At 69.8% G+C, this 26,472-nt stretch carries 19 protein-coding genes; 12 read left to right on the forward strand and 7 right to left on the reverse strand.

Annotated elements, in window-relative coordinates; all coding sequences use genetic code 11:
- The first annotated feature begins 68 nt into the window (after positions 1-68).
- The 3 genes from V6S85_RS06070 (at position 69) to V6S85_RS06080 (ending at position 7,418) form a co-directional block, all read left to right on the forward strand.
- Positions 69-2,480, forward strand: coding sequence for a glycoside hydrolase family 3 N-terminal domain-containing protein (locus V6S85_RS06070; RefSeq protein ID WP_334348378.1), 2,412 nt, complete (start codon positions 69-71; stop codon positions 2,478-2,480).
- A gap of 157 nt (positions 2,481-2,637) precedes the next feature.
- Complete coding sequence (locus V6S85_RS06075) at positions 2,638-4,557, forward strand: sialate O-acetylesterase (protein WP_334348379.1); 1,920 nt, start codon at positions 2,638-2,640, stop codon at positions 4,555-4,557.
- A complete protein-coding gene (locus V6S85_RS06080; protein ID WP_334348380.1) occupies positions 4,554-7,418 on the forward strand; it encodes a glycosyl hydrolase 115 family protein in 2,865 nt (954 codons plus the stop codon). The genes V6S85_RS06075 and V6S85_RS06080 overlap by 4 nt, the downstream gene beginning before the upstream one ends.
- A gap of 137 nt (positions 7,419-7,555) precedes the next feature.
- Here V6S85_RS06080 and V6S85_RS06085 read toward each other — a convergent pair whose 3' ends face one another.
- Positions 7,556-8,314 (reverse strand): energy transducer TonB, encoded by a 759-nt coding sequence (locus V6S85_RS06085; RefSeq protein ID WP_334348381.1) that lies wholly within the window; start codon positions 8,312-8,314, stop codon positions 7,556-7,558.
- Positions 8,315-8,316: 2 nt separating this feature from the next.
- Complete coding sequence (locus tag V6S85_RS06090; RefSeq protein WP_334348382.1) at positions 8,317-10,368, reverse strand: TonB-dependent receptor domain-containing protein; 2,052 nt, start codon at positions 10,366-10,368, stop codon at positions 8,317-8,319.
- 247 nt (positions 10,369-10,615) lie between these two features.
- On the opposite strand from V6S85_RS06090, the gene V6S85_RS06095 reads away from it, so the two are divergent.
- Positions 10,616-11,146 carry a dihydrofolate reductase family protein gene (locus tag V6S85_RS06095; RefSeq protein WP_334348383.1) on the forward strand — a complete coding sequence of 177 codons (531 nt, stop codon included), beginning with the start codon at positions 10,616-10,618 and terminating at the stop codon, positions 11,144-11,146.
- A 3-nt stretch (positions 11,147-11,149) separates the two neighbouring features.
- On the opposite strand, the gene V6S85_RS06100 is transcribed toward V6S85_RS06095, so the two are convergent.
- Positions 11,150-12,946: a DUF885 domain-containing protein gene (locus V6S85_RS06100; protein WP_334348384.1), complete on the reverse strand. Its 1,797-nt coding sequence runs from the start codon at positions 12,944-12,946 to the stop codon at positions 11,150-11,152.
- Positions 12,947-13,046: 100 nt separating this feature from the next.
- Here V6S85_RS06100 and V6S85_RS06105 point away from each other — a divergent pair, with 100 nt between their 5' ends.
- The 5 genes from V6S85_RS06105 to V6S85_RS06125 all read left to right on the forward strand — a co-directional run bounded on the left by V6S85_RS06105 (position 13,047) and on the right by V6S85_RS06125 (position 18,001).
- The gene (locus tag V6S85_RS06105) at positions 13,047-13,466 is read left to right on the forward strand and encodes a DUF2946 family protein (protein ID WP_334348385.1); all 420 of its coding nucleotides are present in this window, start codon (positions 13,047-13,049) and stop codon (positions 13,464-13,466) included.
- Between the two features lie 128 nt (positions 13,467-13,594).
- A complete protein-coding gene (locus tag V6S85_RS06110; protein ID WP_334348386.1) occupies positions 13,595-15,640 on the forward strand; it encodes a TonB-dependent receptor family protein in 2,046 nt (681 codons plus the stop codon).
- Between the two features lie 2 nt (positions 15,641-15,642).
- Positions 15,643-16,968, forward strand: coding sequence for a PepSY-associated TM helix domain-containing protein (locus V6S85_RS06115; protein ID WP_334348387.1), 1,326 nt, complete (start codon positions 15,643-15,645; stop codon positions 16,966-16,968).
- 2 nt (positions 16,969-16,970) lie between these two features.
- Positions 16,971-17,420, forward strand: coding sequence for a copper chaperone PCu(A)C (locus V6S85_RS06120; RefSeq protein WP_116568248.1), 450 nt, complete (start codon positions 16,971-16,973; stop codon positions 17,418-17,420).
- Positions 17,421-17,422: 2 nt separating this feature from the next.
- The gene (locus V6S85_RS06125) at positions 17,423-18,001 is read left to right on the forward strand and encodes an SCO family protein (protein WP_334348388.1); all 579 of its coding nucleotides are present in this window, start codon (positions 17,423-17,425) and stop codon (positions 17,999-18,001) included.
- A 76-nt stretch (positions 18,002-18,077) separates the two neighbouring features.
- On the opposite strand, the gene V6S85_RS06130 is transcribed toward V6S85_RS06125, so the two are convergent.
- Together V6S85_RS06130 and V6S85_RS06135 are read right to left on the reverse strand one after the other, a co-directional pair.
- Entirely contained in the window at positions 18,078-19,055 is a 978-nt protein-coding gene (locus tag V6S85_RS06130) for a zinc-binding dehydrogenase (RefSeq protein WP_334348389.1), read from the reverse strand.
- Between the two features lie 32 nt (positions 19,056-19,087).
- Positions 19,088-19,681 carry a TetR/AcrR family transcriptional regulator gene (locus V6S85_RS06135; protein ID WP_334348390.1) on the reverse strand — a complete coding sequence of 198 codons (594 nt, stop codon included), beginning with the start codon at positions 19,679-19,681 and terminating at the stop codon, positions 19,088-19,090.
- Between the two features lie 155 nt (positions 19,682-19,836).
- On the opposite strand from V6S85_RS06135, the gene V6S85_RS06140 reads away from it, so the two are divergent.
- Together V6S85_RS06140 and V6S85_RS06145 are read left to right on the forward strand one after the other, a co-directional pair.
- Positions 19,837-20,619, forward strand: a complete 783-nt coding sequence (locus tag V6S85_RS06140; RefSeq protein WP_334348391.1) for an EndoS/ChiA family endoglycosidase — start codon at positions 19,837-19,839, stop codon at positions 20,617-20,619.
- Positions 20,620-20,660: 41 nt separating this feature from the next.
- Positions 20,661-21,968 (forward strand): hypothetical protein, encoded by a 1,308-nt coding sequence (locus V6S85_RS06145; protein WP_334348392.1) that lies wholly within the window; start codon positions 20,661-20,663, stop codon positions 21,966-21,968.
- A 56-nt stretch (positions 21,969-22,024) separates the two neighbouring features.
- Here V6S85_RS06145 and V6S85_RS06150 read toward each other — a convergent pair whose 3' ends face one another.
- Together V6S85_RS06150 and manD are read right to left on the reverse strand one after the other, a co-directional pair.
- Positions 22,025-22,777, reverse strand: coding sequence for a FadR/GntR family transcriptional regulator (locus tag V6S85_RS06150; protein WP_116568238.1), 753 nt, complete (start codon positions 22,775-22,777; stop codon positions 22,025-22,027).
- A gap of 102 nt (positions 22,778-22,879) precedes the next feature.
- Positions 22,880-24,091: a D-mannonate dehydratase ManD gene (gene manD, locus V6S85_RS06155; protein ID WP_334348393.1), complete on the reverse strand. Its 1,212-nt coding sequence runs from the start codon at positions 24,089-24,091 to the stop codon at positions 22,880-22,882.
- A gap of 220 nt (positions 24,092-24,311) precedes the next feature.
- Here manD and V6S85_RS06160 point away from each other — a divergent pair, with 220 nt between their 5' ends.
- The gene (locus tag V6S85_RS06160; protein WP_334348394.1) at positions 24,312-26,453 is read left to right on the forward strand and encodes an alpha-glucuronidase family glycosyl hydrolase; all 2,142 of its coding nucleotides are present in this window, start codon (positions 24,312-24,314) and stop codon (positions 26,451-26,453) included.
- Positions 26,454-26,472 lie beyond the last annotated feature (19 nt).

Consider the following 26,472-nt stretch of genomic DNA (forward strand, 5'->3'; position numbering starts at 1 on the left):
CAAGCTCTCCCATAGTGTCAGGCAAGACGGCGCGAAGCCGCCGTGACAGACGCTGGGGAAACGCAAGGATGACCACCACCCTTACTCGCCGCACGCTGGGCGTCAGCCTGGCCGCTCTTGGCGCGGCCATGGCGCCCGTGGTCCGGGCGGCTCCGAAAGCGACGGGCGACAAGCCGCTCTACAAGGATCCCGCCCAGCTGGTCGACGCGCGGGTCAAGGACCTGCTCTCGCGGATGACGCTGGAGGAGAAGGCCGCCCAGCTGATCGGCATCTGGCTGACCAAGGCGGCGATCCAGACGCCCACGGGCGACTTTTCGCCCGAGACCGCGACCAGGAACTTCCCCAACGGCCTGGGCCAGATCTCGCGCCCGACCGACCGCCGGGGCCTCAAGCCGACGACCGAGGTCAACGCCGCCGCCGGGGCCGAGGACGGCTCGGTGGGCCGCAACGCCCCGCAGACCGCCAAATACGTCAACGCCGCCCAGAAGTGGGCGATGGAAAACACCCGCCTGGGCATCCCGATGCTGATGCACGACGAGGCCCTGCACGGCTATGTCGCGCGTGATGCGACGAGCTTCCCGCAATCGATCGCCCTGGCCTCGACCTTCGATCCGGAGCTCGTCGAGCAGGTGTTCTCGGTCGCCGCCAAGGAAATGCGCGCCCGGGGCTCCAACATCGCGCTCGCCCCGGTCGTCGACGTCGCCCGCGACCCGCGCTGGGGCCGCATCGAGGAGACCTACGGCGAGGATCCGCACGTCTGCGCCGAGATGGGCCTGGCCGCCATCCGCGGCTTCCAGGGCAAGACCCTGCCGCTGGCGCCCGACAAGGTGTTCGTCACCCTCAAGCACATGACCGGCCACGGCCAGCCCGAGAACGGCACCAATGTCGGCCCGGCCCAGATCGCCGAGCGGACCCTGCGCGAGAACTTCTTCCCGCCGTTCGAGCGGGCGGTGAAGGAGCTGCCCGTGCGCTCGGTCATGCCCAGCTACAACGAGATCGACGGGGTGCCCTCGCACGCCAACCGCTGGCTGCTGACCGACATCCTGCGCGGCGAGTGGGGCTTCGAGGGCGCGACGATGAGCGACTACTTCGCCATCAAGGAGATCATCACCCGCCACAAGCTGACCGACCAGCTGGCCGACACGGCGGTGATGGCCATGAACGCCGGGGTCGACGTCGAGCTGCCCGACGGCGAGGCCTATGTGCTGCTGCCGCAGCTGGTGCGCGCCGGGCGCATCCCCGAGGCCGCCGTCGACGCGGCCGTGGCGCGGGTGCTGAGGATCAAGTTCGAAGGCGGTCTGTTCGAAAATCCGTATGCGGACGAAAAGGCCGCCGACGCCAAGACCGCGACGCCGCAGGCTGTCGCCCTGGCCCGCGAAGCCGCTCGCAAGGCGGTGGTGCTGCTGAAGAACGACAAGGGCCTGCTGCCGCTGGACGGCAAGAAGATCAAGCGCCTGGCGCTGCTGGGCACGCACGCCAAGGACACCCCGATCGGCGGCTATTCCGACGAGCCGCGCCACGTGGTCTCGGTGCTGGAGGGGCTGACGGCCGAGGCCAAGGCGCAAGGGTTCGCCCTCGACTATGCCGAGGCCGTGCGGATCACCGAAAAGCGCGTCTGGGCCGCCGACGAGGTCAAGCTGGTCGACCCGGCCGTGAACGCGAAACTGATCGCCGAGGCCGTCGAGGCGGCGAAGAAGGCCGACGTCGTGGTCATGGTGCTGGGCGACAACGAGCAGACCAGCCGAGAGGCCTGGGCCGACAACCACCTGGGCGACCGCGACAGCCTCGACCTGGTGGGCCAGCAGAACGATCTGGCCCGCGCCATCTTCGCCCTGGGCAAGCCGACCGTGGTGCTGCTGCTGAACGGCCGTCCGCTGTCGGTGAACCTGCTGGCCGAGAAGGCCGACGCCATCGTCGAGGGCTGGTACCTGGGCCAGGAGACGGGCCACGCCGCGGCCGACGTGTTGTTCGGCCGGGCCAATCCGGGCGGCAAGCTGCCCGTCAGCATCGCCCGCGACGTCGGCCAACTGCCGATCTACTACAACCGCAAGCCCACGGCCCGTCGCGGCTATCTGTTCGATCGCGCCACCAGCCCGCTCTATCCGTTCGGTTTCGGGCTGTCCTACACCAGCTTCGACATCTCGGCTCCGCGGCTTTCGAAGGCCCGCATCGGCCAGGGCGAAAGCACGACGGTGTCGGTCGAGGTGACCAACACGGGCAAGGTCGCCGGCGACGAGGTGGTGCAGCTCTACGTCCATGACGAGGCGGCCTCGGTCACCCGTCCGGTGCTGGAGCTGAAGCACTTCAAGCGCGTCACCCTGGCCCCGGGGGAGAAGAAGACGGTGAGCTTCGAGGTGAAGCCGTCGGATCTGTGGATGTGGAACCTGGCGATGAAGCGGGTTGTCGAACCGGGCGATTTCTCGATCCTGGTCGGGCCGAACTCGGTTGACCTGAAGTCGGCGAAGCTGACGGTGGTTTGAAGATGCTCCCCCTGAAGGGGGAGCTGTCGGCGAAGCCGACTGAGGGGGAAGTCGTTGCCGAAGCGGCCAAGGTCGCGGAGGCTGAAAACGGCCCCCCTCCGGCCCTCTGGGCCACCTCCCCCAGGAGGGGGAGGATTTGGAGCTAGGGAGCACACACATGCGTCGCGTCGCGCCGATCCTGCTGGCCGCCTTGATGGCTACGCCCGCCGCCGCCCAGGGGCCGTTGCTGAACGGCCTGTTCGCCGACCATGCGGTGGTGCAGCGCGGCCGGCCTTTGCCGGTGTTCGGCGAGGCCAGGCCTGGCGAGGCGGTGACCGTCACCCTCGGCGACAAGCGCGCCACCGCCACGGCCGGCGCGAACGGCGCCTGGCGGGTCGACCTGCCGGCGATGACGGCCGGTGGTCCCTACACGCTGGAGGCCAAGGCCGCCTCGGGCGCGGCGCAGACGGTCAGCGACGTGCTGGTCGGCGATGTCTGGCTTTGCTCGGGCCAGTCGAACATGGAGCTGCCGGTCGAGCGCGGCAACAACTCGTGGTCCGAGATCCGCTCGGCCAACGACGACGGCCTGCGCATGGCCTATGTCGACCACGCCGACAGCCGCTCTCCGCGCACGACCTTCGTCAAGCCGCCGGCCTGGAAGGCGGCCAGGCCCGAGGCTGTCGGGTCGTTCTCGGCCGCCTGCTACTACATGGCCCGCGAACTGCGGAAGACCGACAAGACGCCGCTGGGCCTGGTCCATGCCTCCTGGGGCGGGTCGGCCATCGAGGCCTGGCTGAGCCCGGCCGCCCTGCGCAAGGCGGGCGACTACGGCAACGACATCGCCACCCTGGAGCTGTCGCTGAAGGACCGCCCGGCCGCCGACCGCCGCTGGGGCGAGACGATCAAGGCCTGGTGGAGCCTGCGCCACAACGGCGCCGCCGGCGGCCCGTGGGCCGGCGACGGGGCCTGGACGCCCGCGCCGCAGGGCCTGGGCGTGTGGGAAAGCTGGGGCGTGCCGGCCCTGGCCGACTTCAACGGCATGGTCTGGTTCGACACGACGGCGACGCTGACGGCGGCGCAGGCGAAAGGCGCGGCCAGCCTCGAGATCGGCATGGTCGACGAGGTCGACACCACCTACGTCAATGGCGTCGGGGTGGGCTCGACGTCCGGGGCGGGCACGGTGCGGACCTATCCGGTGAGCGCTGGAACGCTGAAGGCCGGCGTCAACCGTATCGTCGTCTCGGCGCTGGACACCTACGCCAACGGCGGCCTGTACGGCGACGCGCCCCGGGCCCTGGTGCTGGCCGACGGCACGCGGATCCCGCTGACCGCATGGCGCTACCAGATCGAGCCCAAGGCGACCGGCGAGCCGCCGCGCGCGCCGTGGGACACGCTGTCGGGCGTCTCGACCCTCTACAACGGCATGCTGGCCCCGATGGGCGCCTACGCCTTCAAGGGCTTCGCCTGGTACCAGGGCGAGAGCAACGCCGGCCGGCCGCAGACCTACGAGGCGTTGCTGCGCGAACTGCTGGCCGAGCGCCGCGTCGGCCAGGCCGCCGACATGCCGGCCCTGGTGGTGCAACTGGCCAACTACGGCAAGCCGCAGCTTGCGCCCGAGGATTCATGGTGGGCCTGGGTGCGCGAGAGTCAGCGCCTGGCCGTGGCCAAGGACGGCCACGCGGCGCTCGCCGTCATCACCGACATCGGCGATCCGTCCGACATCCACCCGACCAACAAGCAGGACGTCGGCAAGCGCCTGGCCCGGGGCGCCCAGCGCCTGGCGGGACAGGCCGTCACGACCGGGCCTTCGCCGGTCTCTGCGCGACGGGTTGGCGACACGGTCGAGGTGCGCTTCGAGCAGGTCGCCGAGCGCCTGGCGACGCGGGGCTCTGACAGGGCCATCGGCTTCGAGCTGTGCGACGCGGCCGGCTGTCGGTTCGCCGACGCCCGGGTCGAGGGCGACAGGGCGGTGGTCGTCATTCCCGCCGGCCTGACCCCGGCGAAGGTGCGCTTCGCCTGGGCCGACGCGCCGACCTTCAACGTCTTCGACATGGCAGGCCTGCCGTTGGGGCCGTTCGAGGTCGCGGTCGCCCCGTGAGCAAGGGCGCGACGGGATTTCGCACGGCCGTCTCGGCGCTGGCCCTGGCCGCCGTCGTTGCGGCCGCGGCGGCGCTGGCGGCCCCGACCGCCGCGCGTTCGGCTGAAGCCGGCGCGGTGTCGGAGCGCCCCGTCGCCGGCGGCTTTGCGCTGATCCAAGGCGGCAAGCCCGCCCGGGTCGAGGCCGACGTCACCGACTGGCCTGGCGCGCTGCGCGCGGTGCAGGGTCTGCACGGCGATCTCTCGAAGCTGTCGGGCGGCGCTCAGCCGGCCAAGGACGCGCCGGTCGTCATCGTCGGCACGCTGGGGCGGAGCGCACAGATCGACGCCCTGGTCGCGGCCGGCAAGCTCGACGTCTCGGCCCTGAAGGGACGCTGGGAGGGCTTCGTCCAGCAGGTGGTCGAGAACCCGCGTCCGGGCGTCGCCCGCGCCCTGGTGATCGCCGGCGCCGACAAGCGCGGGACGATCTTCGGCGCCTATGACCTGTCTGAACGAGCCGGCGTCTCGCCCTGGACCTGGTGGGCCGACGTGCCGGTTCCGGTGCGTCGCGACCTGACGGTGGCGCCGGGCGCCCGGTTGCAGGCGCCGAAGGTGAAGTACCGGGGCATCTTCCTCAACGACGAGAACCCGGCCCTCTACGGCTGGGCCAACGCCACGTTCGGCGGCTTCAACCATGCCTTCTACGAGCGGGTCTACGAGCTCGTCCTGCGGCTGAAGGGCGACTATCTGTGGCCGGCCATGTGGGGCAAGGCGCTGTATGACGACGACCCGCTGAACGCGGTGCTGGCCGACGAGATGGGCGTGGTGATCGGAACCTCGCACCACGAGCCGATGATGCGGGCGCATGTGGAATGGGAGCGCTACGGCCAGGGGCCGTGGGACTATTCGAAGAACCCGCAGGCCTTGCGCCGCTTCTGGCGCGAGGGCGTCGAGCGGATGGGCGCCAACGAGAGCCTGGTCACGGTCGGCATGCGCGGCGACGGCGATGAACCGATGACCCAGGGCACCGCCACCAGGCTGCTGGAGACGATCGTCGCCGACCAGCGCGCGATCATCGGCGAGGTCACCGGCAAGGACCCGTCGGTCACGCCCCAGGTCTGGGCGCTCTACAAGGAGGTGCAGGACTATTACGACGCCGGGATGCGGGTTCCGGGCGACGTGACCCTGCTGTTCGCCGACGACAACTGGGGCAACATTCGAAGGCTGCCGAAGCCCGGGGAGACGCGGCCGGGCGGCTACGGCGTCTACTACCATTTCGACTATGTGGGCGGGCCGCGGAACTACAAGTGGCTCAACACCAACCAGATCGAGCGCACCTGGGAGCAGATGAAGCGCGCCGACGACCACGGCGCCGACCGCCTGTGGATCGTCAATGTCGGCGACCTGAAGCCCATGGAGCTGCCGACCGAGTTCTTCCTCGACCTGGCCTGGGACCCGGACGCCATGCCGGTCGGCAAGCTTGCGACCTACAGCCGCGACTGGGCGGCGGCGCAGTTCGGCCCCGAGCACGCGGCTGAGATCGCGGGGCTGCTGGACGGCTACACCAAGCTCAACGCACGGCGAAAGCCCGAGCTGATCGACGCGGCGACCTTCAGCCTGGTCAATGATCGCGAGGCCGAGCGGGTCGAAGCCGAGTGGGCCGCGCTGGAGGCCCGCGCGGAGGCGGTGCGCGCGCTGCTGCCCAAGGCCCAGGACGACGCCTTCTTCCAGCTGGTCTGGTTCCCGATCATGGCCAGCGCCAATCACACCCGGCTCTACATCGCGGTCGGCCGCAACCGACTGTACGACCAGCAGGGCCGGGCCGCTTCGCAGGGGCAGGCCGATCTGGCCGAGAGGCTGTTCGCCCGGGACGCCGAGCTGACCGGCGAGTACCACGCGATCGGCGGCGGCAAGTGGGTCCACATGATGGACCAGACCCATATCGGCTACACCAGCTGGCAGCAGCCTGAACGCAACACCTTGCCCGCCCTGGCCCGCAACGTCCTCTATCGCGGCGCGCTGATGGGCGTCGCCGTCGAGGGGCGCGAGGCGCGGGTCGACGCCGAGCAGGGCGCCGACCTGCCGCCGCTGACCCGCTGGGGCCCCGCCTCGCGTTGGATCGACGTGTTCAATCGCGGTCCCTCGCAGATGGCGTTCGAGGCGAGGTCGGGCGCGCCGTGGCTGAAGCTGTCGCGCGGTCCCGCCGTCGATTGGGGCGATACGCGGCTGGAGGTCTCGGTCGATTGGGCCCGGGCGCCCAGGGGCGTCCACCGCGCGCCGATCACGCTCAAGGGACCAGGCGGGCAGCAGGTCGTGGTGACGGCGGTGGTCGACAACGTAGCCCGCAAGCCGGCCAGGGGCGCCTTCGTCGAGGCCGGCGGGCCGCTGGCCATCGAGGCCGAGCATCACGCCAGGGCGACCACCGCGGATAGCGTTTCGTGGACGACCATCCCCAACCTTGGTCGCACGCTGTCGGGCGTCGCCGGCTATCCGACCACGGCCGCGCCCAGCACGCCGGGGAAGGGGCCCATGCTCGAATACCTGGTCGACTTCGAGAAGGCCGGGCCGGTCGACCTGACCGTGCTGGTCTCGCCGGGCCTGGACGTCGCCGGCGGCACGGGCCCGCGCTTCGCCGTGTCGATCGACGACGCGCCGCCGGTGGTGGTCAACACCATTCCCGATCCGTCCGAGAAGGCCTGGGACAAGGCGGTGGCGGATAATGTCCGTTCACTGACGACGCCGCTGGCGGTTCCGTCGGCGGGCGCGCACCGGGTCCGGCTGTGGCGGGTGGATCCGGGCGTGGTGTTCCAGCGCTTGGTGATCTCGCGCGGCGTGGTGGCTGGGAGCTATCTCGGGCCGGTGGAAGGGATGCGGGCGAAGTAGAAGATCCTCCCCTGAAGGGGGAGGTGGCCCGGAGGGCCGGAGGGGGAAGTTCCTTCTGATGTCGGGGGCGGCTACTGGCTCACAGGCTGAATCCCCCTCCGTCGGCTTCGCCGACACCTCCCCCAGAGGGGGAGGATCTAGCGTTGCAAAGAAAACTCCACCGGCGCGTCCATCTCGATCCGCTCGCCCTTGATCGTGTGCGGCGGCGCGGGGAACGGATCGGCGCGGGCGACCATGGCGCGGACCTCGGCGTCGAGCAGGGCATGGCCGGTGGGGCCGGTGAGGCGGCAGTCCAGCACGTGGCCGGCGCGGTCGAGGACGAAGGTCACCTGGGCCGTGCCCTGCTGTTTCCGCATGCGGGCGGCCTTGGGATAGGTCTTGTGGGCTTCCAGCCAGGCGCGGACCCTCGCTGCATAAGCGGTGCTGGTTCCGGCGTGGGCCTGCACGTTGTCGGCGTCGCGCCGGCCGGCGGGCGGCTTGGCGGCCGAGGCGTCCATGGCCCGGGCGGCGGCCGGCACAGCGGCCTGGGCCGCGGCGGGCGGCGTCGGGCGCGGCTGCGCTTCCGACGGCGGAGCGGGAGAGGGCGGCGCCGGCGCGGCCTGGGTCAGCCAGCCGTCGGGACGCGGCGGCAGCGGCTTGGGAACCGGCTTATCGGGCTGCGAGGGCTGCGGCGGCGTAGGTTCGCTTTCCGGCGTCGGGGCCGGATCGGCGTCCGGCGAGGTGGCGTTGTCGACCGTGTCGAGGGCCGGATCGCCCAGCGAAATCAGCATGGCCGCGTCGTCCATGGGCGCGAGGATGGGCCTCTGATCCCACTGGACGACGGCGAGCCCGAGGGCGCCGTTGATGATCAACGACGCCCCCGTCGCCCAGGCTCGAACGTGCCAGGGCGTCTTCATCACTAGAACGTCTTGCCGAGCGTGAGCTTGACCGTCCGGCCCTCGGCGTCGAGCGACGAGAGGTGGCGGCGGAAGTTCTTGTCGAACAGGTTGTCGACCCCCGCCTGCACCTCCAGGCCCTTCAGCGCGCCGTCCTGCGGCTTCCAGGTCAGGAACAGGTTGTGCACCGAGTAGCCCGGCGTGCGCAGCGAGGCGGTGGTGGTCTCGTTCTGGTCGTCGGCGAACTCGCCGCGCCAGCCGGCCGTCAAGTTGTGGCTCGGGAAGACGTAGCCGACCGTCAGGTTCAGGGTGTCGGCCGGGATGGTGTTCAACGGAGCGCCGCTCGTGCGGTTCTCGCCGTCGATCACCGACACCGCGCCGCGCACGAACAGCTGCTTGGCGCCGTACTCGGCCTCGACCTCGACGCCCGAATAGCGGGCCTCGCCGATGTTGACGAAGTAGCTGGAGGTGGCCGTGCCGCGGGCGATCAGGTTGCTGACGTCGTTGCGGAAGAGGGTGGTCTTGATCCGCGCCTGGTCGCCCTGGCCGAACAGGTTGCGGAATTGCAGCGTGCCGCCGACCTCGTAGTTGTCCGACTCCTCGGGCTTGAGGTTGAGGCTGTAGTTGCTCGCCGTCGCCGAGGTGCGGCTGTAGATCTCGTCCAGCACCGGCATGCGCACGGTGTGGGCGATCGAGCCGAACACCGAGGCCCATTCGGTCAGGCTGTAGAGGGCGGCGATCTTGGGCGAGACGCCGTTGTCCTTGATCTCGCGGCTGGTGGTCACGCCCAGGCCCGGCTGCAGCTTGGTCCAGTCGACGCGGACGCCGGGGATGACGGTCAGCTTGCCGTAGGTGACCTCGCCCTGGGCGAACAGGCCGTACTTCTCCATGTCGCCTTCGGGATGGGTGGCCGCCCCGTGGTTGACGCCCGTCGCGGTGCGGCGCGGGTTGCGGCGCTCCTGCTTGTAGGCCTGGGCGCCGACGGTCAGGAAGGCGACGCCGTCGCCGCCGAACTGGAACTCCGAGGTGTTCTGGGCGCGGCCCTGCAGGGTCTTGTACGAGAACTCCGACTCCAGCACCCCCGACAGGAAGGTGGTGTCGGTCTGGTTAACCTTGCTGTTGGCGTAGGAGACCTGGGCCTCGAAATCGAGCAGGTCGTTGCCTTCGAAGGCGTTCTGGTAGCCGATCACGGCCGTGTCGTCGGTGGTCTTGCGGCGCACCGGCGTCGTGGCCATGGCCTCGGACTGGTCGTAGATCTGGACGCTGTCGTTCTTCCAGTTCTGGTACGAGGCCCAGACGCTGTGGTCCTTGCCGAAGGTGTAGCGGCCCTTCAGCAGGTAGCTGTCGGAGGTGGCGTCGGAGGCCGGCACGACCTGGCCATTGCCGTTCTCGTACTCGTCGCTGCGACGGTTGGTGTACATGCCCAGCACTTCGAGCTTCTCGGTCGGCTTGAAAGCCAGGATGCCCGAGCCGAAGCGGGCCTCGGCGTTGCTCTCGACGCCGCCGCGCAGGCGCACGGCGAAGCGGTCGTCGCCTTGCAGGAAGTCGGAGGCGTCCTTGCTGGTGAAGCTGACCACGCCGGCCAGGGCGCCCGCGCCGTAGAGGGTGGACGAGGCCGGGCCGCGCAGCACCTCGACGCGCTTGTAGAGCTCGGGGTCGCTGAAGAACGCGCCCATCCGGTACTGCTCGAAGAACTTCGTGACGCCGTCGATCTGCATCAGGATGCGGCTGTCGCTGTCGGCTAGGCCCGTGCCCATGCCGCGGATGTTGAAGCCCTGGCCCAGGGCGCCGACGCCGCCCATGGTGTTGACGCCGGGAATGCCGGCCAGGAGGTCGCCGATGGTCGAGGCCTGGGCCTGGTCGATGGCGTCCTGGTCGAGGGTGGTCACGGCCTGGGGCGTATCGATCGCCACCTTCTCCTGGCCGGCCGAGACGACGACCTTGCCCAGCGACAGCTTGCTGGTGGTGACGGCCTCTTCGGGCGCGTCGGCGGCCTGGGCGTGGGCGAAGCCCGCCAGAACGAGATTGGCGACGCCGGCCAGCAACAGGCCGCGCGTCCGGTTGGAAATGCGCATACGACTATCCCCGTATATTAGCAAATAAGAATCATTCGCATTATATGGGCGAGCGACTCCCGACAGAGCGCCTCGCCGAACGGCGACGCTTTTGGTCGCCTTTCCGCCTTAATGCAAGTGACTCTTAATAGCGGATTGATGCGAGGGTGCAAAAGTGGGCGGGCAGGGGCGGCGGCCTTTGTGTCCGATCGCGTTTGCGCGCACCTTGCGCCGGGGTCGTTCGAGAGGCCCGGGTGGAGATCGCGGCATGGCCAAGCTCGTCTTCGGCATGAACCAGTCCCTCGACGGCTATGTCGACCACATGGGCTTCGGGCCCGACCCGACGCTGTTCCGCTACTTCGTCGACCAGGCGCGGAGCCTGACGGGCAGCCTGTATGGCCGCCGCCTCTACGAGATCATGAGCTACTGGGACGACGAGCATCCCGAGTGGGACGAGGCCAGGCGCGACTTCGCGACGGCCTGGCGCGGTTGCCCCAAATGGGTGGTGTCGCGCTCGCTGAAGTCGGTCGGGCCGAACGCGTCGCTGGTCGAGGGCGATCTCGCGACGGCCGTCCGGGCGCTGAAGGATCGCCACGACGGGGTGATCGAGGTCGGCGGGCCCGACCTGGCTCGCAGCCTGACCGCGCTCGGCTTGATCGACGAATACCGGATCTACCTGCACCCCGTGGTGCTGGGCGAGGGGGCCCCGTTCTTCGCGGGGTCAAAGCCCAGGCTGCGGCTGGTGGACAGCACGCGGATCGGCGACGAGGTCGTCAGGCTGACATACGTCCCGGCCTGACCCTCAACTTCCCTTCCACTCGTCGATCACCGAGGCCAGCACGTCGAGCGGCATGGTGCCTGCGGTCAGGCCCGTGTCGTGGAACCCCTTGAGGCTGAACCTGTCGCCGAGGCGCTTTTCGGCGCGGGCGCGGCTGTCCGTCCAGGTGCGCCAGCCCAGCATGTAGCTGGACGCCTGGCCCGGCTGGACGCAGTAGCGCTCGACCTCGCGGGTGACCGAGCTTTCGGCGTCGCCCAGGGTTTCCGACATGTAGGCGATGGCCTTCTCGCGGCTCCAGCGCTTGGCGTGGATGCCGGAGTCGAGCACCAGCCGCGAAGCGCGGAACAGCATCGAGGCGATGTAGCCGAGCTGGCCAAGGGGATCGTCCTTGTAGGCCCCCATCTCGTCGGCCAGTTGCTCGGCATAGAGCGCCCAGCCTTCCGAATAGCCCGAGAAGATCGGCAGGCGCCGCAGCGTCGGGATGCCCGGCGCCTCCATCATCAGGGCGTTCTGCAGGTGGTGGCCGGGGATGGCCTCGTGGAACACCAGGGTCGGCAGGTCGAAGCGGGGCTGCTCGGCCGTGTCGCGCAGGTTGATCGAGAACAGGCCGGGGCGCGAGCCGTCCAGGCTGGGCGGGGTGTAGTAGGCGCCGGGCGCGCCGCTCTCGATCGACGGCGGGATGCGCTGGATCTTCACCCCGGCCTTGGGCAGGCGGCCGAAATAGCCGGGCAGGCGCTCGCGCATGGCCTGCGTCTTGGCTTCCAGGTCGGCCAGCAGGGCGGCGCGGCCGGCGTCGTCATTGGGATAGAGGTTGGCCGGGTCGCGGCGCAGGGCGGCGATGCGGGCGCCGACAGGGCCCTGCGTCAGGCCGCGGGCCTTGAGGATGGCGTCGGCGCGGGCGGTGAACCGAGCCACCAGCTCCAGGCCCAGGCGGTGGATCTCCTCGCCGGCCAGGTCGGTGGTCGTGGCCGAGCGTACGGCGTAGCGGTAGTAGGCCTCGCCGTCCGGCAGGCGCCAGACGCCGGCGTCATGCGTGGCGGTGGGCAGGGCGGCGGTCAGCAGGTCGGCCTGGCGGCGCAGGGCCGGATAGACATCGGCCTCGACGATCCTCGATGCGCGGGCTTCCCAATCGCCGGGGATGGCGCCGGTGCGGCGGGTGAGGCCCGTGACCAGCTCGGACCTGGCCGGGGCGGGCGCCAGCAGGGCCGAGAACTGGGCCAGGGTGGTGCGCAGCACGAAGTCGGGCGGGGTCGCCCCCTTGGCGAAGTCGGCGCGGGCGCGGGCCGTCTCCTGGTCGAGCAGCCCGGCGAAGGCCGACAGCCGCGACAGATAGGCTTCCGCATCCTCCTTGGTCTTCACCGGATGGGTGTCGGCCAGGAAGCTGGGCACGGCGCGATAGGCGCCCGACAGCTGCGAGACGATGTAGGGCACGGCGACGCCGACGTTCGGATCGCCGAACGGCATGGCGTAGCTCTGCAGGGTGGTGTCGGCCAGATAGGCGGCCGAGCGGTGGTTGACCCGGTCCATGCCGGTCAGGGCCTTGGCGTCGAAGGTCGCAAGCTGGGCTTGCAGGTCGACGAACAGCTGGCGGGTGCGGGCGATCCCGGCCGGCGAGCGGTCGTCCAGCTTGCCGCGCGCGGCGGCGTTGGGGCCGGCGTCCATCCCCGTCAGGGTCATCAGCTGCGGCGAGTCGAGCATCGCCTTCTGGATCAGGCCCTCCAGAACGGCGGTCAGGCGTTCGCCCTCGGTCTCGCGGGCCAGGGCGGGGACGGGCGCGACCAGGGCGGCGGCGGACGCGAGGAAGGAACGACGGTCGATCATGGGCTTGGTTGTACTCCGTGACGCGTTTCGCGCCAGGGATGATGTGGCTGGGACGGAATGACCAAGGACAAGCCGCGCCGCTTGAGCTAAAGCCTGAAGCGTGACCCGGCCGACCTTCCATCGCTGGACCAACGCCCGCGCCGTCTTCATGACGCTCGCGGCGCTGGCGGTCGCCTTGAAGGTGCTGATCCCGGCCGGCTTCATGACCGCCCCGGAACCGCGCAACGGCCTGCCCTTCGCCCTGGTGCTCTGCACCGGCCAGGGGGCCAAGGTGGTCGCGCCCGGCGAGCGCCTAGATCACAAGAAGGGCTCCGACGAGAAGCCCGCCAACGCCCCCTGCGCCTTCGCGGCCCTGGGCGTGGCGATGGGCGCGCCGCCGGCCGACCTGGCCGTCGCGCCGGTCGAGTTCGTCGCCTATGCCGCCCAGCCGCAGCCGACCCGCGTCGTCCACCTGGCTCCCGGCCGAGGCCTGGCCGCGCCGCCGCTTCCGGCCAGAGGTCCTCCCAGCCTGCTGATCTGACCGTCGGTCGCATGACCGGCGGAGCGCCCGGCCGCGCGCCGGGTTCGCAGCGCCGCGTGCGAGACCGCGCCTGGCCAAGATCCGCCTGCTGATGGTCGCGCAAGGCGCGGCCCTGGGACTTAAAGACAATGAAATCCGTTCTCCTGGCCGCCTGCGCTCTTTCCGCGCTCGCGCCCGCCGCCGCCCTGGCCGCCCCCGACGACAGCGAAGGCGCCGTCTCGTCGGTGATCGTCACCGCGCGCCGCAACGCCGAAGATCCCTCCGTCGTCGCCGACGCCCGCAAGCGCCTTTCCGAAACCCCCGGCGCGGTGTCGGTGATCTCGCAGGAGGCCTATGCCTCCCGCCAGGCCCTGGCGCTGGACGACATGCTGCGCGACGCTCCCGGCGTCTACGCCCAGCGCAAGTGGGGCGGCGACGTGCGCATCTCGATCCGCGGCTCGGGGATCGGCAACGCCAGCCACAATCGCGGCCTCTTGCTGGCCCAGGACGGCGTGCCTCTGAACGAGGCCGACGGCTACGGCGACAGCCAGATCGCCGACCCGCTGAACACCCGCTACGCCGAGGTCTATCGCGGCGGCAACGCCCTGCGCTTCGGCGGCGCCCTGCTGGGCGGAGCGATCAACATGGTGACGCCCACGGGCAAGGACGCCGGCTTCAACGCTCGCCTGCGCGTCGACGGCGGCTCGTTCGGGCTGATCCGCGAGCACGCGGCGATCGCGGGCCAATCGGGCGACTGGGACCTCTATGCCGCCGCCACCAACCAGACCAGCCAGGGCTGGCGCTCGCAGAGCCAGCAGAACATCCAGTTCGCCACCCTGAACCTGGGGCGCGGCTTCGGGCAGGACCGCGAGGTGCGCTTCATCCTCAACGGCTCCAACATCGCCCAGGAGATCCCCGGCGCCCTGACCCTGGCGCAGTTCCAGGCCAATCCCCGCCAGAGCGCCGCCGCCAGCCTCGCCAACGACCAGGGCCGCAACCAGCGCGGCCTGCGCGGCTCGCTGCGCACCACCTGGCGCCTCGACGAGCACACGGTGTTCCAGGGCGCGGTCTATGCGGTGTGGAAGGATCTGGACCACCCGATCTTCCAGGTCATCGACCAGCAGAGCCGCAACTACGGCGCCTTCGGGCGGCTGGACTGGGACGGCGAGGTCGGCGGGCTGAAGGCCGACGCCTATCTCGGCGCCTGGTATCGCCAGGGCGACCTGGACTCGGCCTTCTACACCAACGTCCGAGGCGGGCGCGGCGCGCTGCAGTCGCTGTCGCTGCAGAACGCCAAGGCCGCCGACGTGTTCGGGGAAGGGCGCCTGTTCGTCACCGACCACCTGATCCTGGTCGGCGGCCTGACCTGGGGCCGGGCAGAGCGCGACTACCAGAGCTTCAAGGTCCCGGCCGTCGCCTCGACCTTCAACCTGACCGCCGACAAGGACTACGAGTGGGTGTCGCCGCGCGTGGGCGTGCTGTGGCAGGGCGACGACGGCTCGCAGCTGTTCGCCAACGTCACCCGCTCGGTCGAGCCGCCGAACTTCAGCTCGCTGTCGCCGAGCAATGTCGGCTTCGCGCCGATCCAGGCGCAGGAGGCCTGGACCGCCGAGGCGGGCGCGCGCGGCCATCGCGGGGCGTTCACCTACGACCTGACGGCCTATCGCGCCAAGCTGAAGCACGAGCTCCTGCAGTTCGCCGTCGACAGCCAGCACCCGGCCGCCACCTTCAACGCCGACGACACCCTTCACCAGGGGATCGAGGCGGCGCTGGACTGGGCCTTCGCCCCGCGCTGGCGGCTGCGCCAGACCTACACCCTGTCGGACTTCCGCTTCGACGGCGACGTCCAGTACGGCGACAACCGCCTGCCCATCGTGCCCAAGCATTTCTACCGGGCCGAGCTGCGCTACGACGCGGCGGGCGGATGGTTCATGGCGCCGTCGGTGGAGTGGTCGGCCGCCGACCAGTGGATCGACTACAAGAATACGAAGACCGCGCCGTCCTACGCGATCCTCAACCTCAACGCCGGCTGGAAGGCGACCGACAAGGTCTCGCTGTTCCTCGACGCCCGCAACCTGACCGACGAGGCCTATGTCTCCAACGTCCAGGCGGCGACGGCCTGGACCGCCGCCACCGCCGCCGTCTGGCCGGGCGACGGCCGCTCGGTGTTCGGCGGCGTGACGGTGTCGTTCTGACGATGGCGGGAACCGAAACCCCGGCCGGCGAGATCTATCGCGCCTTCTGGCGCTGGCACTTCTATGCCGGCCTCCTTGTGCTGCCGGTCCTGATGCTGCTGGCGCTGACCGGCGGGCTCTATCTGTTCAAGGACGAGCTGACGGCCCTGGTGCAGCGGCCGCTGGCGGTGGTCGCCGATGGCCCAGGCGAGACCCGGCCCTCGGCCTGGATCGCCGCGGCCGAGGTGGCGGCGGGCGGCAAGGTCCGCCAGCTGGTCGTTCCGGCGCGGGGCGACCGCGCCGTGCAGCTGGCGCTCGATACCGACGACGGCGCGCGGACGGCCTATGTCGATCCGCATGCCGGCCAGGTGCTGGGCGTCGGCGCGCCGGGCGGGGTCATGGGCGTGGTCAAGCGGTTGCACAGCCTCGACATCGCCGGTCCGGTCGCCAACCTGCTGGTCGAGATCGTCGCCGGCTGGGCCATCGTGCTGGTCGCCACGGGTGTCTTCCTGTGGTGGCCGCGCGGGCGGGGCGGCGGCGTGGTGACCGTGCGCGGCGCGCCGGCCAGGCGCGTCTTCTGGCGCGACCTGCACGCGGTGACCGGGATCTTCGCGGGACTGGTGATCGTGTTCCTAGCCGCGACCGGCATGCCGTGGTCGGCGTTCTGGGGCAAGGAGGTCCGCCAGCTGACCACCCAGGCCGGCTGGGGGCGTCCGCGTCCGCCGGTCGTCCAGCCGCACCATGCCGGCGAAGCCCCGAGCGAAGGCGTGCCGTGGGCGTTGCAAACCCATGCCGCGCCTGCTTCGGGCCATGGCCACATGAGCCTGGGCGTAGACGCCGTGGTGGAGCGGGTGAAGGCCGCCGGCCTGACCAACGGCTTCACCCTGACCCTGCCCAAGACCCACGGCGGGACCTGGACGGCGACCTACATGCCCGACCAGGTCGAGCGCACCCGCACCCTCTATCTCGACGGCGGCGACGGCCGCGTGATCGCCGACCTCGGCTATCGCGACTTTGGTCCGGCGGCCAAGGCCATCGAGTGGGGCATCGCCGTCCACCAGGGCCAGCAGTTCGGCCTCTTCAACAAGCTGCTGATGCTGGCCGGCTGCATCGCCGTCTGGCTGCTGGGCGTCTCGGCCGTGGTCATGTGGTGGAAGCGCCGGCCGAAGGGCCGGCTGGCCGCGCCTGTCCCGCCGGCCGACCGCCGCGCCTATCTGGGGCTGCTGGCCGTTGTCCTGCCCCTGGCCGTTTTCTACCCGCTCGTCGGCGCCTCGCTGGCGGCGGTCCTGTCGCTTGATCTCATCCTGCGCCGCCTGTCCCCCCGGCTGCGCCTCGAGGCTGGAGCCTGACCATGAAGACACTCTATCTCCCGATCCTGGCCGTCGCCGCGTTGGCGAGCGCCGCCCAGGCCGCGCCGCCGGCCCGGGTGGCGCCCAAGGTCGCCGTCGAGGGCGCCTGGTGCCGCGCCGCGCCGAAGGGCGCGCCGGCTGGAGGTTGCTACCTGACCCTAAAGGCCGTCGTCGCCGACCGTCTGGTGTCGGTCGAGACCCCGGCCGCGGCCCGGGCCGAGATCCACACCATGTCGATGGACGGCGGGGTGATGCGCATGCGCAAGCTTTCCGACGGCCTGGCCCTGCCGGCGGGGCAGCCGGTGGCGCTGAAGCCGGGCGCCGAGCACCTGATGGTGATCGGGCCGAAGATCGATCTGGTGGTCGGCGCCAGCGTGCCGCTGACGCTGCGCTTCGAGACGGCGCCGCCGGTGGCCATCAATGCGCCGGTCAAGGCCGTGGGAGGCAAGTAGACGTGCGTATCCTGTCCAAACTCGCCCTGGCGGCGCTGATCTGCGCCGCGCCCCTGGCCGCCTGTGACCGCACGGCCGAGCACGCCAAGGCCAACGCCTCGGCCAAGGTCGGCGGACCGTTCCAGTTGGTCGACCAGGATGGCCGGGCGGTCACTGAGAAGGATCTCCTGGGCAAGCCCACGGCGATCTTCTTCGGCTTCACCTTCTGCCCGGAAGTGTGCCCCACGACCCTGACCGAGATGACCGGCTGGCTGAAGGACCTGGGTCCCGACGCCGACAAGCTGAACGTGGTGTTCGTCTCGGTCGATCCCGAGCGCGATACGCCGGCCCAGCTGAAGCTCTACCTGTCAAACTTCGACCACCGCATCCGAGGGCTGACCGGCACGACGGCCCAGACCGACGCGGCGGCCAAGGCCTACCGCGTCTACCATCGCAAGGTGGCGATCGAGGGCGGGGAATACACGGTCGACCACTCGTCGGCGGTCTATCTGTTCGACGCCAAGGGTAATTTCGTCGAGCCGATCGGTTACGGCAGCCCGCCCGAGCGCGGGCTGGGGCAGCTGAAGGCGCTGCTGAAGTAGAGGCTCAAGCCAGTTCGTCATCCCGGGCGAAGGCGCATAGCGCCGTAGACCCAGGATGACGAAGAGTGGGAAGGCCTTACGGCCGCAGCAGCACCTTGCCGGTCTTGCCGGGGGTCAGCGAGGCCTTCACGGCGTCGGACACCTGGTCGAGGCCGTAGACGCCGTCCGCAGGCAGCTTCAGCTTGCCGGTGGCGACCTGGGTCAGGAGCTCGCCGATCAGCTTGCGGCGCAGGTCCGGGGCCATGTTGGCCGAGACGGTCGAGCCCCAGAAGCCCTTCACGGTCAGCTGCTTGAAGATCACCGCGCCCGACGAGATCTGCATCGGCTCGCCGGTCATCGAGCCGAACGAGACCAGGAGGCCGTTCTCGCCCAGCAGGTCGGCCATGTCGCCCGAGGCGGTTCCGCCGATGGAGTCGACGGCGGCCTTGATCGGCGCGCCGCCGGTCAGTTCGGCGACCGTCTTCTTCCAGTCGGCGTCGGCGGTGGAGACGGCGTTGTCGATGCCGAGTTCGGCCAGTTCAGCCACGCCCGCGTCGCGGCGCACCAGGTTGATCACGTTGACGCCGCGCGCCTTGGCCAGCATGGCCAGGGTCTTGCCGACCGCGCCGTTGGCGGTGTTCTGGGCGACCCAGTCGCCGGCCTCCACGCCGAGAGTCTCGAGCAGGGTGATGGCGCTGAACGGCATGGCGATCAGCTGGGCGGCGGCCTCGTCGGGGATGGCGTCGGGCACGGGCACGAGGCCGGCGGCCGAGGCGATGAAGAACTCGGCCCAGCTGCCGTGCACGCCTGCCACGGCGAAGCGCTGGCCGACCAGGGCCGCGTCGACGCCTTCACCCACGGCGTCGACGATCCCGACAGCTTCGCTGCCGCCGATGGCGGGCAGGGCGGGCTTGTAGCCGTAGTTGCCGCGCACGGTCCAAAGGTCGTGGTTGTGGATCGGCGACAGCAGGGTGCGCACGCGCACCTTGCCGGGGCCGGGCTCGGGGATCGGGCTGTCGGCCAGGGCCAGAACCTCGGCCGGGTCGCCGAACACGTCGTGGATCGCGCTGCGCATGGGTCTTCTCCTTGTTGTTGTCGGGGTGCGGCTCAGGCGGCCGCGAGCAGGGTTTCGGTGGTGGCAAGCGCCTCGCGCAGGGGCGCCTGGTCCTTGGAAAGCTTGGCCAGGATGGCCGCTCCCAGCCACAGGGCGTACATCGCCCGGGCGGTGGCGACCGGATCGCCCGAGCCGGGCAAGGAGCCGTCGTCACGGCCCTCGACGATGACGGCGGCGATGCGGCGCACCAGGCGCTCGACGCCGGTGCCGAGGATCAGCCGCATCTCCTCCGACAGGTCGGAGACCTCGGCGCCCAGCTTCACCACCAGGCAGCGATCGGCCATGCCGCAGGCGGTGTCGCCGTCCAGCCAGACCTTCCAGTAGGCCATCAGGCGCTGGCGGCCGCTGCCGGGAGCGTCGAACAGGGCGGCCAGCTTGGCCCCGTATTCGGCGCAGTAGTCCTCCAGCAGGGCGCAGCCGAAGGCCTCCTTGGAGGCGAAGTAGTAATAGAACGACCCCTTGGGCACGCCGCTGGCGTCCAGAAGCTCCTTCAGGCCCATGCCGCCGAAGCCCTGGCGAAGCACCAGCTCGCGGCCGACAGCCAGGATGTGTTCGCGGGTGATCTCGGATTTCTTGCGGGGGGTCATGATCAGTTATGTAGGAAATAATAGACCGGTCGTCTAGTTCGCGGGATTCCGAATTTTCGCGCCCTGAGGTTGGGTGTGCGGAATCGCACATCTTAAAGGAGTCATTTCTTCACTAACTGCCTCAGGTTGTATTTCTGCGATCGAGGGGGTGTCACGTGACCAGTCAGACCTTCATGGCCTATTGGCTCGGCTACAACGAGGGCGGGCCGTCGCTGGAGGAGACGCCGGACTCGGTTGGGGTCGTGGCCCTGGCCTTCGCGGTGAACGCGCCCAGCGACCAGGGCGACACCATCACGCTCGATTTCCTGACCAGCAAGCACAGCGAGCAGGAGATCCGGGCCGGCGCCAAGGCCCTGCAGGCGCGGGGCGTCAAGGTGCTGATGTCGATCAACGGCAAGCCGAACTGGGACGGCCATCCCGGCGGCTGGGGCAATCTCGATCCGCAGGTCTACGCGGCCAACGTCAAGGCGATCGTCGTCGACGACTGGGGCCTGGACGGGGTGGACCTGGACAACGAGGACGTCTCCTACACGCCGGACGACAATTTCGTGCAGGTCATCGCCGCCTTGCGCGCGGCGCTGGGGCCCGACGCCCTGCTGACCCTGCCTGTCTATCTGGGTCCCGTGCGCGACGCCTACCTGGCCCAGGCCAAGGACCAGATCTCGTTTGTCGCCACCATGGCCTACTGGAACGGCGTCGCCGGCCAGCAGGCCCTGTTCGAGCAGTACGCCGACCTGGTCGGCCCCGGGAAGGTGGCCATCGGCGTCGCCGACGCCGCCAACGCCGGCCAGAACACCGCCTTCGCCGACCTGGCGCCCCTGGCCAGCTGGAACCCGTCCGGGGCGTCCAAGGCCGGGATCATGCTCTGGAATCTCAACGCGGCGCCGCTGGCCGAGACAGCCCAGTGGTGCCAGGAGATCGCCGCCAACTTGTCCTGAGTGCGAGTTCGAAACCGAGTTTAGATCAAGGAGGAAACATCATGAACGCCATCGTCTCGACCGACACCGCCGCCATCGGCCTCGTGCTCGGCGCCGCCGTCTTCAACACCTCGCCGCCGACCACGCAGGGCCTGTCGATCACGGCCCTGGGCGGCACGCCCGCCGGCGATCACCAGCGCCTGGGCAACAACCAGGCCGTCACCGTGCAGTTCAACCTGGACGCCGACGCCTTCACCAAGACCCTGGCGGTCCGGGTGACGGGCCTGGTGTCGCGCAACGGCAACCAGGACGGCTTCTCGCCGATCTCGGTGCAGGTCAACGGCGGCCAGATCGTCTCGGGCTTCACCATTCCGGGCGGCGGCTTCGGCCCGCAGGACGCGATCTTCCCGATCCCCGCGGCCCTGCTGAAGGCCGGCGCCAACGCCCTGCAGCTGCAGGTGGACGGCAACGCCCAGACCTTCTTCTGGCTCTACGGCCTGGAGATCGACTTCGTCTCCGGTCCCTATGTCGGCAAGGCCCTGGCCGCCAACCTGCGGGTCTCGCCGGTCGCCCTGAGCCCCGGCCTATCGATCACCACCAACGGCGGGACCTTCGCGGGCGATCACTACAAGTACGCCCAGAACGCAAGCTTCGGCCTGCAGTTCTCGCTGACCGACCTTGGTCCCGGCGCCCAGGTCAGCGTCGCCCTCTACGGCCTGGTGTCGCGCAACGGCAACCAGGACGGCTATTCGCCGATCTCGCTGATCTTCAACGGCAAGCCGATCCTGGCCGACTACACCGTGCCGGGCGGCGGCTTCGGGCCGCAGTGGGTGGAAGTGGCCGTGCCCGCCGAGCTCTGCGTGGCCGGCGCCAACACCATCGCCCTGACGGTGTCGCCCAAGGCGACCACCTTCTTCTGGCTCTATGACTTCGCCGTCTCGAAAGGCCAGTTCTACACGCCGGTCGCCACGGCCGACTTCTCGGTCTCGCCGCCGAAGACCAATCAGCTGACGGTCTCGCAGAACGACGGCAGCTTCGCCGGCGACCACGTGAAGATCGCCCAGAACGGCGTGGTGGCGGTGACCTACCAGGCGGCCTCGGCCTCGGCGGCGCTGATGTTCGAGTTCGACGGGCTGGTGTCGCGCAACGGCAACCAGGAAGGCAACGCCCCGGTCAGCCTCAGCGTCAACGGCACGCAGATCATCGCCAACTACGTCGTGCCCGGCGGCGGCTTCGGCTACCAGGCCAACTACTTCGTGGTGCCGCCGCAGCTGGTGAAGGCCGGCGCCAACACCTTCAGTCTGCAGGTGGCCAGCACCGGCACGACCTATTTCTGGCTCCGCGGCATGTCCGTGCGCACGCCGACCTAGGGCTGAAGCGCTGATGCAATGGCGCCCCGGCGATCTTCGCCGGGGCGTTTTGCGTTCTAGATGGCCACGCGCTTGGCGATGGCGTCGCGGCGGGCGTTGGTTTCCTGCTGGGCGCGCTCGACGGCCTCGGTCTCGGTGGCGTGCAGCAGGTGCTCGATGACCCGTTCGAGGTGGTCGCGCATGGCCTGGCGGGCGGCGGCGGGGTCGCGGGCCTTGAGGGCCTCGACCACCCGGCGGTGCTCGGCGATGCGGGGCTCCAGCCCCATGCCGCGGGCGCGGGTCAGGATGTTGCGCGCGAGCGCCGAGCGGTTGCGCCAGTCCCACAGGTTCTCGATCGTGGCGATGATCGCGCCGTTGCCGGTGGCCGCGGCGATGACGAGATGGAACTCGCGGTCGGCGTCCTCGCCCCGGATCTCCTCCTCCTCGTGCATGCGCTCGAGCAGGCTTTCCAGCTGGGCGATCTGGTCCTCGGTGATCGAGGTGGCGGCCAGGGCGGCGGCCTCGCCCTCGAACAGGCGGCGGGCCTCGATCAGCTCGAAGGCGCCGATCTCGGTCTCGCGCTCGGCGGCTTGCGGGGCCACGGGGCGTACGTCGCCAGTGACGTAGATGCCCAGGCCGTGGCGGGCCTCGATCATGCCCAGCATTTCCAGGGCGATCATCGCCTCGCGCAGGGTGGGGCGGGAAACGCCGAACTGCTCGGCCAGTTCGCGCTCGGTCGGCAGGCGGTCGCCCAGCTTGTACTGGCCCGCCTCGATGGCGTCGGCGACGGTGTCCGCGATCTTGCGGTAGAGCTTGACGTTGTCCGACATGGCTTCCTGGAATCGACGCTCGGAACCGATGGTCCCTCACCGATAGCATAACCCTTGTCGGACGCCGCCGCTATTTGGTCTGACAAGATCCCGGGCGGGATCTCACCAGTCGTGCATGGATCCATCTTCCCGGCGGGCCACCGGCAGATAGGCGCGGCTGTAGGGATACTTGGCGGCCAGGTCCTCGTCGATATCGACCCCAAGGCCCGGCGCCTCGCCCGGATGCAGCATGCCGTCCTCGAAGGTGTAGGCATGCGGGAAGACGGCGTCGGTCTCGGCCGTGTGGCGCATGTATTCCTGGATGCCGAAATTGGGGATCGACAGGTCGAAGTGCAGGGCCGCGGCCATGCAGACCGGCGACAGGTCCGTCGCGCCATGGCAGCCGGTGCGCACGCCGTGCATGTCGGCGAAGGCGGCCACCCGGCGCAGGTGGGTGATGCCGCCGGCATGGACGACGGTGGCGCGGATGTAGTCGATCAGCTGTTCCTCGATCAGCTGCTTGCAGTCCCAGATCGAGTTGAACACCTCGCCCACGGCCAGGGGCGTGGTGGTGTGCTGGCGGATCAGGCGGAAGTTGGCCTGGTTCTCGGCGGGGGTGGCGTCCTCCATCCAGAACGGGCGGTAAGGCTCGATGTCCTTGCCCAGGCGCCCGGCCTCGATGGGCGTGAGGCGATGGTGCACGTCGTGCAGCAGGTGGATGTCCCAGCCCAGCTTCTCGCGCGCCGCCTCGAACAGCGGCGGCACGCTGCGCAGGTACTTCTCGGTCGACCACAGGCTTTCGCTGGGCAGGGCCGCGTCGGCGGGCTCGTAGAAGAAGCGGTCCTTGGAGACGCCGTAGACGGTCTTCAGCCCCGGCACGCCCGACTGCAAGCGGATGGCCTTGTAGCCCTGCTCGGCATAGACGGCGGCGTTGTCGAGGGTCTCCTCGATGCTGGCGCCGTTGGCGTGGCCGTAGACCATGACGCCGGTGCGGCAGGCGCCGCCCAGCAGCTGGTAGAGCGGCAGGTTCGCGACCTTGGCCTTGATGTCCCACAGCGCCATGTCGACGGCGGCGATGGCCGACATGGTCACCGGCCCGCGCCGCCAGTAGGCGCCCTTGTAGAGGTACTGCCAGATGTCCTCGATCTGGTGGGCGTCGCGGCCGACCAGGCAGGGAATGACGTGGTCGTTCAGATAGCTGGCCACGGCCAGTTCGCGCCCGTTCAGGGTGGCGTCGCCGATCCCGTACACGCCGTCGCTGGTCTCGATCTTCAGGGTGACGAAGTTGCGGCCCGGACAGGTGACGATGACCCTGGCGGCGGTGATCTTGAGCATCGGCGTCTTTCTGCGGCGGCGCCGGTTTGGCCGGCGACGAGGTCTTGGCGGGCGCCTGGCCCGCGAGCGATCTTCGTCCTTTCGTTTAAACGCGGCGGGGAGGTTGTCAATCCATTGGTCAGACCAATAAGGTGTCGGAGACTCGACCACCGCGCCGGACATGCGGCGACAGCTTCAGGCCGCGAAGACGGCCGACCCAGATGATTGACGGGGAGAACCGATGCGACCCAGCCGACTGCTTCGAGGGCTCTGCCTGGCCGCCGGCCTGCTGCTGGCGCCGCTGACCGCCCGGGCCGAGGACGGCCACGACCTGTGGCTCCGCTACCGACCAGTGGAAGCGAGCGCCGCGAGGGCCTATCGCGCTTCGGCGGGGGACGTCGCGCCGGTCGCCGACACGCCGGCGCTGAAGGTCGCCCACGCGGAACTCGAACGGGGCCTGGCGGGCTTGCTGGGCGAGCGTCGTAACGGGGGCGGGGAGATCCTGCTGGGAACGCCGAAGTCCTCGCCCCGGATCGCCGCCCTGAAGTTGCCGCTCGAAGCGGCCGGCGACGAGGGCTACCGCATCCGGACCCTGAGCGAGGGCGGCAGGCCCGTCACCGTGATCGCCGCCAACGCCGACCTCGGCGTGCTGCACGGCGTCTATCGCTATCTGGCGCTGATCCAGACCCGGCAGGCGGTCGACCGCCTGGATCTGGTCGATGCTCCCAAGGTCCGCTACCGGCTGCTGAACCACTGGGACAACCTGGATCGCAGCGTCGAGCGCGGCTACTCGGGCCAGTCGATCTGGGACTGGTGGCGACTGCCGGACGTCAAGGATCCTCGCTATGTCGACTACGCTCGCGCCAACGCCTCGATCGGGATCAACGGCGTGGTGCTCAACAACGTCAACGCCAAGTCCGACAGCCTGACCGCGCCCTATATCGCCAAGGCCGCGGCCCTGGCCGACACGTTCCGACCCTACGGGATCAAGGTCTATCTGTCGGCCCGGTTCTCCTCGCCGATCGAGATCGGCGGGCTGAAGACCGCCGACCCGCTGGATCCGGCCGTGCGCGCCTTCTGGAAGGCCAAGGCCGACGAGATCTACAAGGCCATTCCCGATTTCGGCGGCTTCCTGGTGAAGGCCAATTCCGAGGGCCAGCCGGGCCCGCAGGACTATGGCCGCACCCACGCCGACGGCGCCAACATGCTGGCCGACGCGGTGGGGCCGCACGGCGGCATCGTGATGTGGCGGGCCTTCGTCTATTCACACGAGCAGCCCGACGACCGCGCCAAGCAGGGCTATTCGGAGTTCAAGCCGTTCGACGGCCAGTTCGCCGAAAACGTCATCGTCCAGGTCAAGAACGGGGCCATCGACTTCCAGCCGCGCGAGCCGTTCCACCCGCTGTTCGGGGCCATGCCGAAGACCAACCTCGGCATGGAGTTCCAGATCACCAAGGAATATCTCGGCTTCTCCACCCACCTGGCCTACCTCGGAACCATGTGGGAGGAGGTGCTGAAGGCCGACACCTTCGCGGCCGGTAGGCAGTCGACCGTGGCCAAGGTGGTCGACGGCAAGCTGCACGGCTATTCGCGCACCCTGATGGCGGGCGTCGCCAATATCGGGACCGACCGCAACTGGAGCGGCTCGCAGTTCGACCAGGCCAACTGGTACGCCTTCGGGCGCCTGGCCTGGGATCCGGAAGCCTCCTCGGAGACGATCGCCCGCGACTGGGCGGCCATGACCTTCACGCCCGACAGGCGCTTCACCGGACCTGCCGTGAAGATGATGATGGGCTCGCGCGAGGCGGTGGTCGACTACATGACCCCCATGGGCCTGCACCACCTGATGGGCCGCAGCCACCACTACGGGCCGGGGCCGTGGGTGGCCGGCGGAGAGCGCGCCGACTGGACCAGCGTCTACTACCACAAGGCCGACAAGGCCGGGATCGGCTTCGACCGCACGGCCAAGGGCAGCGACGCCGTCGCCCAATACGCCCCGCCGGTGGCGGCCGCGTTCTCGGATCTCGCCAGGATCGACGAGAAGGACCTGCTGTGGTTCCACCACCTGCCGTGGGACTACCGCACGAAGTCTGGCCGCCCGCTGTGGGACGAGCTGGTGACCCGATATTCGCGCGGGGTGAAGGCGGTCGACGGCATGCAGGCGACCTGGGCGGACCTGGCGCCCTATGTCGACGCCGAACGCCACGGCGAGGTGGCGACGTACCTGGCCGTCCAGCGGCGCGAGGCCCAGTGGTGGCGCGACGCCTCTGTCGCCTACTTCCAGTCGATCAACGGCCTGCCCCTGCCCAAGGGCGAGGCGCCGCCGCCGCTGAGCCTGGAGGCCTATGAGGCGATGGCGTTCCCGTACGCGCCGGGGATCTGAGGGGGGCGAAGGTTTGCTT

It is taken from the genome of Caulobacter sp. CCNWLW153 (genome assembly GCF_036889365.1).
Classification (GTDB): domain Bacteria; phylum Pseudomonadota; class Alphaproteobacteria; order Caulobacterales; family Caulobacteraceae; genus Caulobacter; species Caulobacter radicis.